Source organism: Pyrococcus woesei, from assembly GCF_050496105.1.
Classification (GTDB): Archaea; Methanobacteriota_B; Thermococci; order Thermococcales; family Thermococcaceae; genus Pyrococcus; species Pyrococcus furiosus.
Genome location: NZ_CP179867.1, coordinates 1,728,965 through 1,741,398, shown reverse-complemented (window position 1 = coordinate 1,741,398; position 12,434 = coordinate 1,728,965). Strand labels below are relative to the sequence as shown.

Genomic DNA, 12,434 nt, shown 5'->3' with positions numbered 1-12,434 from the left:
CTCAGAACACTTGATAACTTTCTTGCTTAAAAGTATTTTTTACAGAGAAAATCGAAAAGAGAACTGCAAGCCCTTGTGTGCACACTGTTGCTATGGCTGCTCCTTCAGCACCATAGTTTAGAATCAGAACATAATTAAGTAGAACATTTAATAAAGCCGTTAAACCTGTTATTTTAGTAAATACTAATTCATTCCCGGTTGCATTTAAAAAGCTCCCAAAAAGAGAACTTAAAAACATAAAAGGTACTGCAAAAGCAAGAATTCTAAGTACTGGAACACTTGTAAGAAACTTTTTGCCAAATATAATAAGAATTCCCAAACGAGCAAAAATATAATATCCTGCCAAAGCTAAAACTCCCAATCCTGCAAGCATCTGTATACTCCTTTTCAGGAGAGTATTTAGGGTTCTTCTATCTTCTTTCCATAACCTGGCCATTGAAGGCATCGTTGTAGAGACAACAATATTCGGCACAAATAGAGAGACCTCAATTAAAGTATAGGCCACTCTATAGATTCCAGTTTCATAATCTCCCTTCATCAAGCTAAGCATTACCATATCAGTACGATAGTAAATCATAGTAAAGATACCAATTAGCCAAAATGGATAACTCTTTTTCAAAAGAAAAATCCACATTTTTGGCCTAAAGTATATCTTAACGTTTTTAATGAAATTACTCCCCCATTTTACTCTAAGGGATTCTCTTATCGTATAACCAACAAGAAGAGCAATTATAAAGGGCGACAAAGACTTATAAAGGTAAAGAACAGCTCCCCCAACAAAAAATGCCCAAACTCTTTCAATCGTTCTCGCTATGGCTTCGTACTTCGTGACCTCGTGGGCATACATAAGATTTACAAACACATAGGAAACCCACATAAGAACAGCTTCAGCTCCAACTAATAATATCAGGACTTTCATCCATATAGGCTTTGGAAGGAAAACCGTTAAAACAGCTATAACACCAAAATTAACCAAAGCAAGAACAATTTTAAGACCCAAAATATCTGGCAAAAGTTCTTCAGCTTTATTCCTATCCCTAGCAACCTCCCTCATGAAATAATAGCTCACCCCAAAGTCGGAAAATATGCTAAGAAGCCCAACATAGTAGAAGATAAAAGAGTACTGCCCTAATCCTTCAGGACCAAGAGTTCTACTCAAGATAACTATTACACCATAAGCTAATAACTTTGAAATAACATCAGCACTAAAAAGCCAAGCTGCATTCTTAATAAGTTTAAGCTTTAAACTCTCAGTCATGACAACTACCTAATGAGGAGGAGAGATTAAAAACTTAATGCAAGGCTAATCAAGCTCAATAAGTTTAGCTAAGTGCTCCAGAAACTAACTCTTAATGTTCTGACAGCTCACAAGAAAAGCTGATTATCAAGATTTTGCCTAATATAAAAATCTTCTGTCTAACCTTGGAATGACACTAAAGTTTATATATTCGTAATACAATACCGTAATCAAGGTGATATGGATGGAAGTCGTTAGCTTTAGAATTCCCAGGGAACTTAAGAAGGAAATGAAAAAAATTGACATAAATTGGAGCGAAGAAGTCAGAAAATTCATTGAAGAAAAAGTAAAAGAGTACAAAAGGAAGAAAGCCTTAGAGGAAATCGATGCTATGTTGGCAAATTTACCAAAAGCTGAAAAGGGAACTGCAAGAAAATACGTGAGGGAGGATCGTGATAGTAATTGACGCATCCTCCATCGCCAAATACATCCTAAGGGAAGAAAATTGGGAGAAAGTAAGAAAATACCTACTAGACAAACCATACTCTCTAACACTAGCTTTAGCTGAAGTGTCAAATGCCATCTGGAAACATTACGTGCTGTACAAAGCTATATCAATTGAGGAAGCTAAGTTAATGTATGAAGCATTAAAGAGGCTTGAAGAGGACGTTATAACTTTTGAACCTCTTGAAAATTATCTTTGGGATGCTATGAACATAGCCATCAGCTGGGGAATTCCAATTTATGATGCCCTCTATTTGGCTCAAGCAAAAAAGTATGGCAAGCTTTTAACAAGCGACAAAGAGCAATGGAAGATTGCAAAAAAGCTTGGAATTAAAGTGGAATACGTGGAGTAATAGTAAGATCTCCAAACCCAAATGCAAAGATATTTAAAAATCCACGCTTTTAGGTTAAAGGTGGTGATAATATGAGAATGCTTCTAATTCACAGCGACTATATCGAGTACGAAGTCAAGGACAAGGCCATTAAAAACCCAGAACCGATAAGTGAGGAGGAAAAGAAAGGAAGAATGGACGAAGTTCTCGTCGCATTCATAAGCGTCGAGAAAGTTGATGAAAAGAATCCAGATGAGGTTGTTGAGAAGGCAATCAACGAGATAATAGAGGTTGCAAAGCAGGTAAAAGCTGAGAACCTCTTCGTTTATCCCTTCGCCCACTTAAGCAGTGAGCTTGCAAAGCCCTCAGTTGCTCAGGAAGTCCTTAGAAGAATATACGAAGGACTTAAAGAGAGGGGTTACAACGTTGGAAAGGCACCGTTCGGCTACTATAAGGCCTTCAGGATAAGTTGTAAGGGACACCCATTGGCAGAGCTGAGCAGAACAATAGTCCCAGAAGAGGCAAAGGTGGAGGAAGTTCCAGAGGCCCTCAAGAAAGAAGAAACCGAGTTGGTAAGCTATTGGTACATCTTAACCCCCGAGGGAGAGTTAGTGGAGGTTGATAAATTCGACTTCACGGGCCATGAAAACCTAAGGAAGTTCGCCAACTATGAGATAGCTAAGAGTAGAATTGCCGATAAGGAACCTCCGCACGTTAGGTTAATGCTCGAGCATGAGCTCGTTGATTATGAACCTGGGAGTGACCCAGGAAACCTTCGCTATTATCCAAAGGGTAGGCTAATCAAATCGCTCCTCGAGCAGTACGTAAGTGAGAAGGTCATCGAGTACGGGGCAATGGAGGTTGAGACCCCGATAATGTACGACTTCGAGCACCCAGCATTGGAGAAGTACTTAAACAGATTCCCTGCAAGGCAGTACATAGTGCTGAGCGGGGATAAGAGGTACTTCTTGAGGTTTGCAGCTTGCTTTGGCCAGTTCATGATAAGTAAGGATGCAACTATAAGCTATAGGAACTTGCCGCTGAGGATGTACGAGCTCACCCGCTATTCATTCAGGAGAGAGAAGAGGGGGGAGCTCTCAGGTTTGAGGAGGCTCAGAGCATTTACAATGCCGGATATGCATACATTAGCCAAAGACATAGAGCAGGCGAAGGATGAGTTCAAGAAGCAGTTCAAGCTGAGCATGGAGGTACTTGGGGGTGTTGGGTTAACCCCAGATGACTATGAAGTGGCCATAAGATTTACGGAGGACTTCTGGAACGAGCACAAGGACTTCATAATTGAATTGGTAAAGCTAATAGGAAAGCCCGTGCTCATTGAGATGTGGAAGCAGAGGTTCTTCTACTTTATACTCAAGTTCGAGTTCAACTTCGTCGACAACCTTGACAAAGCGGCAGCATTAAGCACAGTTCAAATTGACGTTGAGAACGCCGAGAGGTTTGGAATTACGTACTACGATGAGAACGGAGAAGAGAAGTACCCACTGATCCTCCATTGTTCGCCTAGCGGTGCAATTGAAAGGGTTATGTACGCTATTCTCGAAAAGCAGGCTAAGCTGATGCAGGAAGGAAAGAAGCCAATGTTCCCGCTCTGGCTCAGCCCAATTCAAGTAAGGGTAATCCCGGTGAGCAAAGAATACTTGGACTATGCACTGTACGTTGCTGGAAAGATAGAAGGGGCAAGAATAAGGGTTGATGTGGACGATGAAGACGAAAGGCTGAGCAAGAAGATCAGGAGGGCGGAGAAGGAGTGGATACCCTACATAGTGGTTGTGGGAGAGAAGGAGAAAGAGACTGGAACGATAACAGTAAGGAGGAGAGAGGACGGCAAACAATACGAGACAAGGATTGAGGAGCTCATAAAGGAGATAAAGCAGAAGACGGAGGGCTTCCCCTACAAGCCAAGGCCCTTACCTCTCTTACTCAGCCAGAGGCCAAAGTTCAGGGGCTGACCTCTTCCCATCATTATTGGAACCATTGAAAGTCCAGTTAGGGTTAAGCCGAGCACGAAGTCCGTGGTGGCACTGAAGGAGTTAACTATGTATCCGCTAGTAAAGCTTCCAACTATTGCGCCCGTTGAGGATATGAAGTTGTAAGAACCCATCACTGCTCCTTTCTTCTTTTCTGGAGCTCTTTCAGTTATTATCGCGGAGGATGATACGCTTATCATTGACCAGCTGTATCCCAGGGTTAGGTATCCTAATATTGCAAGGGCTATAAATGAGTACCCGGAGAGCATTGTGGAAATCAATAGTAGGAGCATTCCAACAATTCTAACTTCAAGGCCCAGGAGGTAAGTTGTTATCCCCTTAAACAGCTCTCCAACTTTTTTGTAGGTTAATGCTGAAATCGTTGAGCTGGCTATGCTTAGTCCATAGAGAACCTCCCCATCAAATCCTTTCTCCCTCACTACCATTGGATATTGAGTTAGGATCAGCATTGAGCCTATCCACATTATTAGGGTGGAAGCAGAGAGGGCTTTAATTACCTCATCTTCAATCCTGGGAATGGATATTCTCCTGGGAGAGAACATGAAGAGTGACAGCTGAGGCCTTCCATTAATGTACACTGGAACCTCTCTAATCCTCTTCATCGCTGAAACTACAGAGATTGCTCCTATCAAACCCAGGATTATTGGGATAAACTTTAGAGGGGTTAAGGTGAGTAGGAGTAGGCCTAAGATCAATCCAGCGACCCAGGCCCAGCCGCCGATCTCGTTGAACCTCCCAGTGGCCTTGCCTATCTCGCTCTTCCTAAACTCCCTGGCAATCAACGCGGCAGGGAGAGGAATCGTTGCTGCGAGGAAGAATGTGTAGAGGGCATTCACAACTATCAACTCCTTAATGGAAGAGGACAATCCCAATGCAAGGATGAAGAGCGACGCTCCAATTAGCCCAAGGATTAAGAACACTTTTCTCCTCTTGAACCTGTCGCTTAGGGCTCCCCATAGTAAACCCCCGATCATTGAGGACAAGCTTCCGGTTCCCGAGAGGTAGCTCAAATCTAGAGGGGTTGCATTAACCTCCAATGCCAAAGTTGGAATTAGGGGAGTTATTCCCCCCGTGGCTATCTTAAATGGTATGAAGGAGTAAAACCAGGAGCCTCTAAGCCTGGGATATGTTTCTTTCTTTACCCTCTTCTTGCTTTGGACCATTAAATCCCTTCTCTTCGTGTTTTTCATCGCTTTCATCGAGGGTGGTGAAAGAAGGCATGGAGTTTATAAACTCTTCGAAAGGGGTTTATAAGTCTCATTTACTTATAAACTCCCAAAGAAGTGGAAAAAGAAATTAGAGGGTTTCAAAGAGCTTCTTGAGGTTCCTCTTGAATGGTGGCCAAACTACACCTCTATCTGTTATTATTCCTGTCAGATACTTGTGGGGGGTAACGTCGAAAGCTGGGTTATACACTGGAACATCTGGGGCAATTCTGCACCCTCCACAAGTCAACACCTCCTCTGGTGATCTCTCCTCAATTGGAATCTCCTTCCCGCTACTCAAGCTCATGTCAATGCTTGAAAGCGGAGCTACGGTAAAGAAGGGTATCCCGTGCTCCTTGGCCAACACTGCTAGCATGTAAGTACCTATTTTATTTGCGAAGTCTCCATTGGCAACTATCCTGTCTGCACCAACTATTATTGCATCAACCTTTCCTTGCTGCATCACGAAGGCTGCAGCATTATCAGCTATCAACTTAACATTTAGCCCATCGTAACTATACTCCCAGGCGGAGAGTCTGGCCCCTTGAAGGACTGGCCTAGTTTCGTCGAGCCATAAAAGCTTTAGTGTTCCCTCCTTGTGCATGACCCTAACCACAGCCCCAACGGTTCCCAGGTGAACCGTTGCTAAGCTACCAGCGTTGCAGTGGGTTAGTATGTTTCCCTCTGGGAGGACTTCAGCTCCGTAGTGGCCCATTCTCAAATTTGCCTCCACGTCCTCATCCGCAATCTTCTGTGCCTCCTCGACTATCAACCTCTTAATCTCATCCAAACTGTCCTCCCTATGCTCCTCGACTAACTTCTTTATCCTGTTAAGGGCCCAGAATAGATTTACGGCCGTCGGCCTTGTGTTCTTTAGAGTTTCATATGCTCTATAAAACCCATCGAAGAACTCATCTTTGGTCTTTGCTTTTGATGTTTCGGCATATAAAGCCAAGCCAAAGGCTGCAGCAGCTCCAATTGCTGGGGCCCCTCTCACCGTCATGTTCTTAATTGCCTCAGCAACGGCCTCAACCGTTGTGAATTCCTCAACCTTGAATTCCCTGGGAAGGAGCCTCTGGTTTATCATGTAGACCTTTCCTTCCCTATACTCAACGCTCCTTGGAAGTTTTGTCAGCTCTTCAGGCCTGTACTTTATCTCCATGATACCACCGATTAAGCTTCGCGGGGAATCTTTAAATCACTTTGTGACATCGACAATCGTCGAGTCCAATTTTAACAAATGTTAATAGAAATCCTTTTATACTTGGAAGTAGTACATATTATTGGGGGTGAAAAGATGGTGGTTATAAAGAAGAACCCCGAAGTATTCCTAAGGGATCTCAAAAAGCACTATGACGTTGTTGTAAAGATGCCCTCAAGCGAGTACCTCAAGAAGCCAAACTTCGTGGTCGTTGATCCCAAGAGCGGAAAGAAGGTCAAGGTCAGCTTCATTTACCTCGACGATGGCGAGTTCGCTGGCGTAGTTTACGACGATTCTAGCTGATTGTCATTTTTTCAAATTTTCTACCAAAATACTTTTATATGTCCAATTTTGATTTGGAGAAGGTGGTTCAAATGATGAGGAGGGATGGAGAAACCGAACGTTGAGTTGCTTGAGGCAGTTCTAGTTGAAGGCCTCTATTGGGCCTATTTGGGGAGGCCAAAGGAGGTTATGCCTTTTCTGAAGGGGAAGTTGAAAGCGCTTGCAAATGGCTCCTTTGAGGTTCTGGAGGATGTTCTCAGCGAGCTAGAGAAGTTCTACGAGGAGGTTAGCAAGAAGGACAGCATTGGGGACAGGGAGTTCAGAAAGCTAAAAGTCTATAGGGAGTTGATTTTAACGGCCCTTGGCTTGTGAGCATTTAGTATTCTCTCTATTCCTTTCTTATGCCCCAGTCCAACTACGGCAACAACCTTCACCTTCTTCTTTTTTTCAAGCAGAGAGTCAACTATCCTCATTAGGTTAATCGCCATGTAGAGGTTCCTCTCCTCAACCAACACCTTATACATGTGCGGAAACTTTTCCCTGAACTCCTTCATTAGGTACGAATAGTCCAACTCTTTCAGCTTTCCTGGGAGCAGGCTTGCCAAAACCTCAATCCCAAATCTAAGCTTTTCTATCGGTGGAGAAGAAAGCATTCCAGCTAAAGTCTCGTTCACGGGCTTATCTATTAGGTAAACTGGAATTCCCAGGGAGGCTGCGGCTTTGTAAGCTTCAATCATCTCCTCCCCTGGGGACTCTCCAAAGCTCCTTCCAAAGAACATTTCAAGCTCTTGGAGTATGAATCCAAAGATGCCCATCTTACCAAGCTTTAGGGCCTGGGGGAGGGTTAGCCTTTCCCTCCTAAGCAATGCCAATAGCCTGGGATAATCTAACTCTAATGCTATAGCATCGGGTTTTTCCCTAATTATAGTCTCCCTAACTTCTCTCACGCTTTCAGGGGAGACGTGAACTGTTCCAATGATCTTAACGTACCTTAAATATGACATTGCCCATACCTCCCACAAAAACCCTGTCGAAGTCCCTGGGAACGTAAGCCTCTGGGCACAACTCCTTAGCTGCAACGGCGTACTCTTGATAGGAATACCTTGGAGCCCTATGGAACAAGGCCAAGTGCCTCGCCTTAGAGCTCTTGAACATCTCATAAGCCTCCTCAATGGTTGTGTGATAGCTGTCCTTCCTGTGCTCACTAGATATGTAAGTTGCCTCGTGTATTAACAAATCCGCTCTCTTCGAAAACTCAACTATGTCGTCAATTGGCTCAGTGTCTCCAGTGTAAACTACCTTAGCTCCCCTCTTCTTTGGCCCCGTAACCTCGCTCAGCCTTATAACTCTCTCCCCAATTTTTATTATCTTCCTCTTTTCAAGCTCCTTCATCCAAGGCCCAGGGGTTAGGCCTAAAGACTTTATTTTTTCAAGGTCAAAGTTGCCCCTTCGATCTTTCTCCTTGAAAACATACCCCAACGCAGGAATGCCGTGAGAAACTTCAAACGTCCAAATTTCGTAGTTTTCGAACTGAAGCCTAGCCTTTCCGGTTATCTCGTGGACAACAACATCAAACCCAGGGGCAAAGTAGCCACTCTTAAGAAAGTTGGAGATGAATTCGCCGCTATTCTCTGGGCCATAGATGTGGAGGGTCTCTCTCCTATCCCACAAGTTCATCGTTTGGATTATTGCTGCTAACCCCAAGTAGTGGTCTCCGTGGAAGTGGGTGATGAAAATTCTCTTTATCCTCATCGGATTAAGCCCAGCTATTTCCATCTGCCTGAGAGTTCCCTCTCCCACATCGAAGAGGACTATCTCACTCCCTATCCTAATCGCTATTGAGGGAACATTTCTCTCGGGAGTGGGCTTTATTCCCCCAGTTCCCAGGAAGATTACCTCAATCATTAGAACTCCCTTAGGAGCTTTCCGAGGGGTAAGCTCTCCCTAACGTCTATCTCTCTCAGGGCATACCAAAGCGTTGCTTGGTTGCTTGTCACCACTGGAATTCCCAAGTCCCTCTCAAGCTTCTCAATTATTTCAAAAGTCCTCAGGTTTGTGCAACTTATGAACACTCCGTCAGCTTCCTCCATGAACATCGACTTGGCCAACATGTAGGGAATGTAAGGACTTAACCTACCAATCTCTAAGTTGTCTTCTATTCCCAATCCCCTTATGTCTAAAACTGTGAAGCCGTTCTCCTCCAGGAACTCCTTCTCCCTCTGATTTATTTCATCTATGTACGGAGTTACAACAACTAAGGACTGAATGTCGAGAACGTTCAAAGCCTCTAAAACTGCCGTACTTGTCGTGAACGTTTCAATTTTCACTTCCTCCTCTATCTTCATTTCTAGCTCCTTCTCGAAGTCTTTCCCTCCAATGAAAGAGCCGCTTGTGCAACCAAAGGCTATAACCTCAACTCCAGCGTCTGCTAGAAGTTTGGCCCCTTCAATCGAATAGCCAACCATCTTGGTTAGCTCCTCCTCATTGACCTTCTTTAACGGAATTCGTGAGGTGTGAAGGGATACTCCTTCGGGTAAGTAAGAGTGCAGCTCCATCTCCATTGTAGTGTTTGATGATGGGACTAAAAGCCCAATTCTTCCCCTCCATCCAAACATCGAAACACCCGTTCTTGGTTGTCGAGGGCTTATATTAAGTTTGCCATCAACAAAATAATTATGTAATTACATAATTATGCAGTTAATTTTGGCAAAATTTTTATTGTTTTCTCCCTTAGGGGGTGTGGTGGTTGTATGAAAGAAAGACTTGAAAAATTAGTTAAGTTTATGGACGAAAACTCAATCGATAGAGTTTTCATAGCAAAGCCCGTGAACGTTTACTACTTCTCTGGAACTTCTCCCCTGGGAGGGGGATACATAATAGTTGACGGTGATGAAGCCACTCTTTACGTTCCAGAATTAGAATATGAGATGGCAAAAGAGGAAAGTAAGTTGCCAGTTGTAAAGTTCAAGAAGTTTGATGAGATTTATGAAATCCTAAAAAATACTGAGACTCTTGGAATTGAGGGAACGCTCTCCTATTCTATGGTGGAGAACTTTAAGGAGAAGTCCAATGTTAAGGAATTTAAGAAGATTGATGACGTGATAAAGGATCTTAGGATCATCAAGACAAAAGAGGAGATAGAGATCATAGAGAAGGCCTGTGAAATTGCTGACAAAGCAGTTATGGCTGCCATTGAGGAGATAACAGAGGGGAAGAGGGAGAGGGAAGTTGCGGCAAAGGTGGAATATCTAATGAAGATGAATGGGGCAGAGAAGCCCGCATTTGACACAATAATTGCAAGCGGCCATAGATCAGCCCTCCCCCATGGAGTCGCAAGTGACAAGAGGATAGAGAGGGGCGATTTAGTTGTTATTGATCTTGGAGCACTCTACAACCACTACAATTCAGACATTACTAGAACAATTGTTGTAGGCTCCCCCAACGAAAAGCAGCGGGAAATTTATGAGATAGTTTTAGAGGCACAGAAGAGAGCAGTTGAAGCTGCAAAGCCTGGAATGACTGCAAAGGAGCTCGACTCTATAGCTAGAGAAATAATCAAGGAATATGGCTACGGAGATTACTTCATCCACAGTCTAGGCCATGGTGTTGGACTTGAGATTCATGAGTGGCCGAGGATTAGCCAGTACGACGAGACCGTGCTAAAGGAGGGCATGGTCATAACGATAGAGCCTGGCATATACATTCCGAAGCTTGGTGGAGTTAGAATTGAGGACACGGTTCTCATAACAGAAAACGGAGCCAAGAGGTTAACAAAAACCGAAAGAGAGCTACTCTGAGAGTATTTCAAGTAGAGCTAGAGCTGCTTTCATATCAATTTTTATCAGCTCCGTGTACACTGGGTCGAGTTTTCCATTTATGTAGACTTTCCCTTCTTTAACCTCCACATCAACAACTCCATAACCTATGGGCTCTATCCCTCCTCGGCATACGTTCTCCAGTATGCTTAAGGCGAGTAAAGACTCTCTATGCTCTCTTGACAAGTGCTCATCCTCGGCAATGTGCCTTGTGTGACCTGTAGGAATTCCAAATAGTCTCGCTAAGTTCCATCTCCTAATTTTCTTTAACCTTCTATCAAAAGATTCGCCAGCATTTTTCCTTATTTTTTCCATAGAAGACTCCAAAAACTCCGATAACTCCTCAAGAGTTAAGTCGGCATTTGGAGGGATATCAAAAGCTCTTTTAACAACTTCAGCCTTTCTGATTAATGTAGCTATTCTTTCAACTTTCTCAACCCTTAAAGCTAAGTAGGCATCTAAAGCGAATGTTCCTTTCTTTGACCTAAAGATCACATAGGGGAGTATTCCTTTCATCAAATCCTTTGTTTAAAAAAACTGTTTATATCCCTTTCTTTCTTGTCAGATTGTCGAAACAAAAAGCAAATTTAAAGCACAAAAATTATATTATGAAAGTAAAACTTCCAAGGGGGGTGATTACATGGCAAAAAGGGTTCACCTGTTTGATTGGCACAAGGAGCATGCAAAGAAGATAGAAGAGTTTGCAGGTTGGGAAATGCCAATATGGTATTCAAGCATAAAGGAGGAGCATTTAGCTGTGAGAAATGCGGTGGGAGTTTTTGACGTTTCTCATATGGGAGAAATACTATTCAAGGGCAAAGATGCCCTTAAGTTCCTACAATATACCACAACAAACGATATTAGTAAGCCTCCCGCAATAAGTGGGACTTACACCTTAGTTCTAAATGAGAGGGGAGCAATAAAGGATGAGACCCTAGTGTTTAACATGGGCAACAATGAATACCTAATGATTTGTGACGCAGACGCATTCGAAAAGCTTTACGCTTGGTTCACTTCCCTCAAGAAGACCATAGAGCAGTTTACAAAGCTCGATCTTGAGATAGAGCTCAAGACGTATGACATAGCTATGTTCGCAGTTCAGGGACCTAAAGCTAGAGATTTAGCAATGGATCTCTTTGGCATAGACATAAACGAGATGTGGTGGTTCCAGGCTAGATGGGTTGAGCTTGATGGGATAAAGATGCTCCTCTCAAGGAGTGGATACACTGGAGAGAACGGATTTGAGGTTTACATAGAGGACTTGAACCCATATCATCCAGATGAGGAGAAGAGGGGCAAGCCCGAAAAAGCCCTTCACGTTTGGGAGAGGATACTTGAAGAGGGGCAAAAATATGGAATAAAGCCCGCTGGTCTGGGAGCTAGAGACACTTTGAGGCTTGAGGCAGGATACACCCTATATGGAAATGACACAAAGGAGCTCCAACTTTTGAGCACTGACATAGATGAGGTAACTCCCCTACAAGCAAACTTGGAATTTGCCATCTACTGGGACAAGGACTTCATTGGGAAGGATGCCCTCCTTAAGCAGAAGGAGAGAGGCCTGGGCAGGAAGCTCGTCCACTTCAAGATGCTTGAAAAAGGCATACCAAGGGATGGATACAAAGTGTATGCAAATGGAGAGATCATAGGAGAGGTAACAAGTGGAACGTTGTCTCCTTTACTAAATATAGGAATAGGAATAGCCTTCGTTAAGGAGGAGTACGCAAAGCCGGGAGTTGAAATTGAAATTGACATAAGAGGAACAAGGAAGAAGGCGATAACGGTAACTCCTCCGTTCTATGATCCAAAGAAATATGGGTTGTTTAGGGAGGAGTAACTTCTTTCTTCT

14 protein-coding genes are annotated in these 12,434 nt (G+C 43.4%); 7 read left to right on the top strand and 7 right to left on the bottom strand.

Annotated features, from left to right (window positions below; genetic code table 11):
• Position 1: 1 nt before the first annotated feature.
• Complete coding sequence (locus tag ACMFNG_RS09625; protein WP_288073443.1) at positions 2 to 1,258, bottom strand: flippase; 1,257 nt, start codon at positions 1,256 to 1,258, stop codon at positions 2 to 4.
• A 223-nt stretch (positions 1,259 to 1,481) separates the two neighbouring features.
• Between ACMFNG_RS09625 and ACMFNG_RS09620 the strand changes: the two genes are divergently transcribed.
• The 3 genes from ACMFNG_RS09620 to ACMFNG_RS09610 all read left to right on the top strand — a co-directional run bounded on the left by ACMFNG_RS09620 (position 1,482) and on the right by ACMFNG_RS09610 (position 4,043).
• On the top strand, positions 1,482 to 1,703 hold the full coding sequence (locus tag ACMFNG_RS09620; RefSeq protein WP_011012499.1) for a type II toxin-antitoxin system VapB family antitoxin: 222 nt from the start codon (positions 1,482 to 1,484) through the stop codon (positions 1,701 to 1,703).
• Entirely contained in the window at positions 1,690 to 2,094 is a 405-nt protein-coding gene (locus ACMFNG_RS09615) for a type II toxin-antitoxin system VapC family toxin (RefSeq protein ID WP_011012498.1), read from the top strand. Before ACMFNG_RS09620 ends, ACMFNG_RS09615 begins: the two co-directional genes overlap by 14 nt.
• A gap of 71 nt (positions 2,095 to 2,165) precedes the next feature.
• Entirely contained in the window at positions 2,166 to 4,043 is a 1,878-nt protein-coding gene (locus ACMFNG_RS09610) for a threonine--tRNA ligase (protein WP_011012497.1), read from the top strand.
• Here the strand turns inward: ACMFNG_RS09610 and ACMFNG_RS09605 are convergent.
• The gene (locus ACMFNG_RS09605; RefSeq protein ID WP_223208977.1) at positions 3,986 to 5,281 is read right to left on the bottom strand and encodes an MFS transporter; all 1,296 of its coding nucleotides are present in this window, start codon (positions 5,279 to 5,281) and stop codon (positions 3,986 to 3,988) included. The genes ACMFNG_RS09610 and ACMFNG_RS09605 overlap by 58 nt on opposite strands.
• A gap of 97 nt (positions 5,282 to 5,378) precedes the next feature.
• Complete coding sequence (mtnA, locus tag ACMFNG_RS09600; RefSeq protein ID WP_011012495.1) at positions 5,379 to 6,449, bottom strand: S-methyl-5-thioribose-1-phosphate isomerase; 1,071 nt, start codon at positions 6,447 to 6,449, stop codon at positions 5,379 to 5,381.
• 135 nt (positions 6,450 to 6,584) lie between these two features.
• Here mtnA and ACMFNG_RS09595 point away from each other — a divergent pair, with 135 nt between their 5' ends.
• Together ACMFNG_RS09595 and ACMFNG_RS09590 are read left to right on the top strand one after the other, a co-directional pair.
• On the top strand, positions 6,585 to 6,791 hold the full coding sequence (locus ACMFNG_RS09595; RefSeq protein ID WP_011012494.1) for a hypothetical protein: 207 nt from the start codon (positions 6,585 to 6,587) through the stop codon (positions 6,789 to 6,791).
• Positions 6,792 to 6,875: 84 nt separating this feature from the next.
• On the top strand, positions 6,876 to 7,142 hold the full coding sequence (locus tag ACMFNG_RS09590) for a hypothetical protein (RefSeq protein WP_011012493.1): 267 nt from the start codon (positions 6,876 to 6,878) through the stop codon (positions 7,140 to 7,142).
• Here ACMFNG_RS09590 and ACMFNG_RS09585 read toward each other — a convergent pair.
• From ACMFNG_RS09585 to ACMFNG_RS09575, 3 genes are read right to left on the bottom strand one after another with little or no spacing between them, the layout of a single operon-like run.
• Positions 7,106 to 7,774 carry a TraB domain-containing protein gene (locus ACMFNG_RS09585; RefSeq protein ID WP_048059060.1) on the bottom strand — a complete coding sequence of 223 codons (669 nt, stop codon included), beginning with the start codon at positions 7,772 to 7,774 and terminating at the stop codon, positions 7,106 to 7,108. The genes ACMFNG_RS09590 and ACMFNG_RS09585 overlap by 37 nt on opposite strands.
• Complete coding sequence (locus ACMFNG_RS09580) at positions 7,752 to 8,675, bottom strand: ribonuclease Z (protein WP_011012491.1); 924 nt, start codon at positions 8,673 to 8,675, stop codon at positions 7,752 to 7,754. The genes ACMFNG_RS09585 and ACMFNG_RS09580 overlap by 23 nt, the downstream gene beginning before the upstream one ends.
• Positions 8,675 to 9,385 carry a maleate cis-trans isomerase family protein gene (locus tag ACMFNG_RS09575; RefSeq protein ID WP_011012490.1) on the bottom strand — a complete coding sequence of 237 codons (711 nt, stop codon included), beginning with the start codon at positions 9,383 to 9,385 and terminating at the stop codon, positions 8,675 to 8,677. Before ACMFNG_RS09575 ends, ACMFNG_RS09580 begins: the two co-directional genes overlap by 1 nt.
• A gap of 135 nt (positions 9,386 to 9,520) precedes the next feature.
• On the opposite strand from ACMFNG_RS09575, the gene pepQ reads away from it, so the two are divergent.
• Positions 9,521 to 10,567 carry a Xaa-Pro dipeptidase PepQ gene (pepQ, locus tag ACMFNG_RS09570; RefSeq protein WP_011012489.1) on the top strand — a complete coding sequence of 349 codons (1,047 nt, stop codon included), beginning with the start codon at positions 9,521 to 9,523 and terminating at the stop codon, positions 10,565 to 10,567.
• On the opposite strand, the gene ACMFNG_RS09565 is transcribed toward pepQ, so the two are convergent.
• A complete protein-coding gene (locus ACMFNG_RS09565) occupies positions 10,559 to 11,101 on the bottom strand; it encodes a hypothetical protein (protein ID WP_014835389.1) in 543 nt (180 codons plus the stop codon). The genes pepQ and ACMFNG_RS09565 overlap by 9 nt on opposite strands.
• Before the next feature lie 124 nt (positions 11,102 to 11,225).
• Here ACMFNG_RS09565 and gcvT point away from each other — a divergent pair, with 124 nt between their 5' ends.
• The gene (gene gcvT / locus ACMFNG_RS09560) at positions 11,226 to 12,422 is read left to right on the top strand and encodes a glycine cleavage system aminomethyltransferase GcvT (protein ID WP_430515175.1); all 1,197 of its coding nucleotides are present in this window, start codon (positions 11,226 to 11,228) and stop codon (positions 12,420 to 12,422) included.
• Positions 12,423 to 12,434 lie beyond the last annotated feature (12 nt).

What these genes read in the sequence shown, in the direction of transcription:
- ACMFNG_RS09605 (WP_223208977.1), bottom strand. Translation starts at nt 5,281, where the DNA reads ATGAAAGCGATGAAAAACACGAAGAGAAGGGATTTAATGGTCCAAAGC.
- ACMFNG_RS09575 (WP_011012490.1), bottom strand. Translation starts at nt 9,385, where the DNA reads ATGTTTGGATGGAGGGGAAGAATTGGGCTTTTAGTCCCATCATCAAAC.
- ACMFNG_RS09595 (WP_011012494.1), top strand. Translation starts at nt 6,585, where the DNA reads ATGGTGGTTATAAAGAAGAACCCCGAAGTATTCCTAAGGGATCTCAAA.
- ACMFNG_RS09585 (WP_048059060.1), bottom strand. Translation starts at nt 7,774, where the DNA reads ATGTCATATTTAAGGTACGTTAAGATCATTGGAACAGTTCACGTCTCC.
- ACMFNG_RS09610 (WP_011012497.1), top strand. Translation starts at nt 2,166, where the DNA reads ATGAGAATGCTTCTAATTCACAGCGACTATATCGAGTACGAAGTCAAG.
- gcvT (WP_430515175.1), top strand. Translation starts at nt 11,226, where the DNA reads ATGGCAAAAAGGGTTCACCTGTTTGATTGGCACAAGGAGCATGCAAAG.
- ACMFNG_RS09580 (WP_011012491.1), bottom strand. Translation starts at nt 8,675, where the DNA reads ATGATTGAGGTAATCTTCCTGGGAACTGGGGGAATAAAGCCCACTCCC.
- ACMFNG_RS09625 (WP_288073443.1), bottom strand. Translation starts at nt 1,258, where the DNA reads ATGACTGAGAGTTTAAAGCTTAAACTTATTAAGAATGCAGCTTGGCTT.
- ACMFNG_RS09565 (WP_014835389.1), bottom strand. Translation starts at nt 11,101, where the DNA reads ATGAAAGGAATACTCCCCTATGTGATCTTTAGGTCAAAGAAAGGAACA.
- ACMFNG_RS09590 (WP_011012493.1), top strand. Translation starts at nt 6,876, where the DNA reads ATGGAGAAACCGAACGTTGAGTTGCTTGAGGCAGTTCTAGTTGAAGGC.
- ACMFNG_RS09620 (WP_011012499.1), top strand. Translation starts at nt 1,482, where the DNA reads ATGGAAGTCGTTAGCTTTAGAATTCCCAGGGAACTTAAGAAGGAAATG.
- mtnA (WP_011012495.1), bottom strand. Translation starts at nt 6,449, where the DNA reads ATGGAGATAAAGTACAGGCCTGAAGAGCTGACAAAACTTCCAAGGAGC.
- pepQ (WP_011012489.1), top strand. Translation starts at nt 9,521, where the DNA reads ATGAAAGAAAGACTTGAAAAATTAGTTAAGTTTATGGACGAAAACTCA.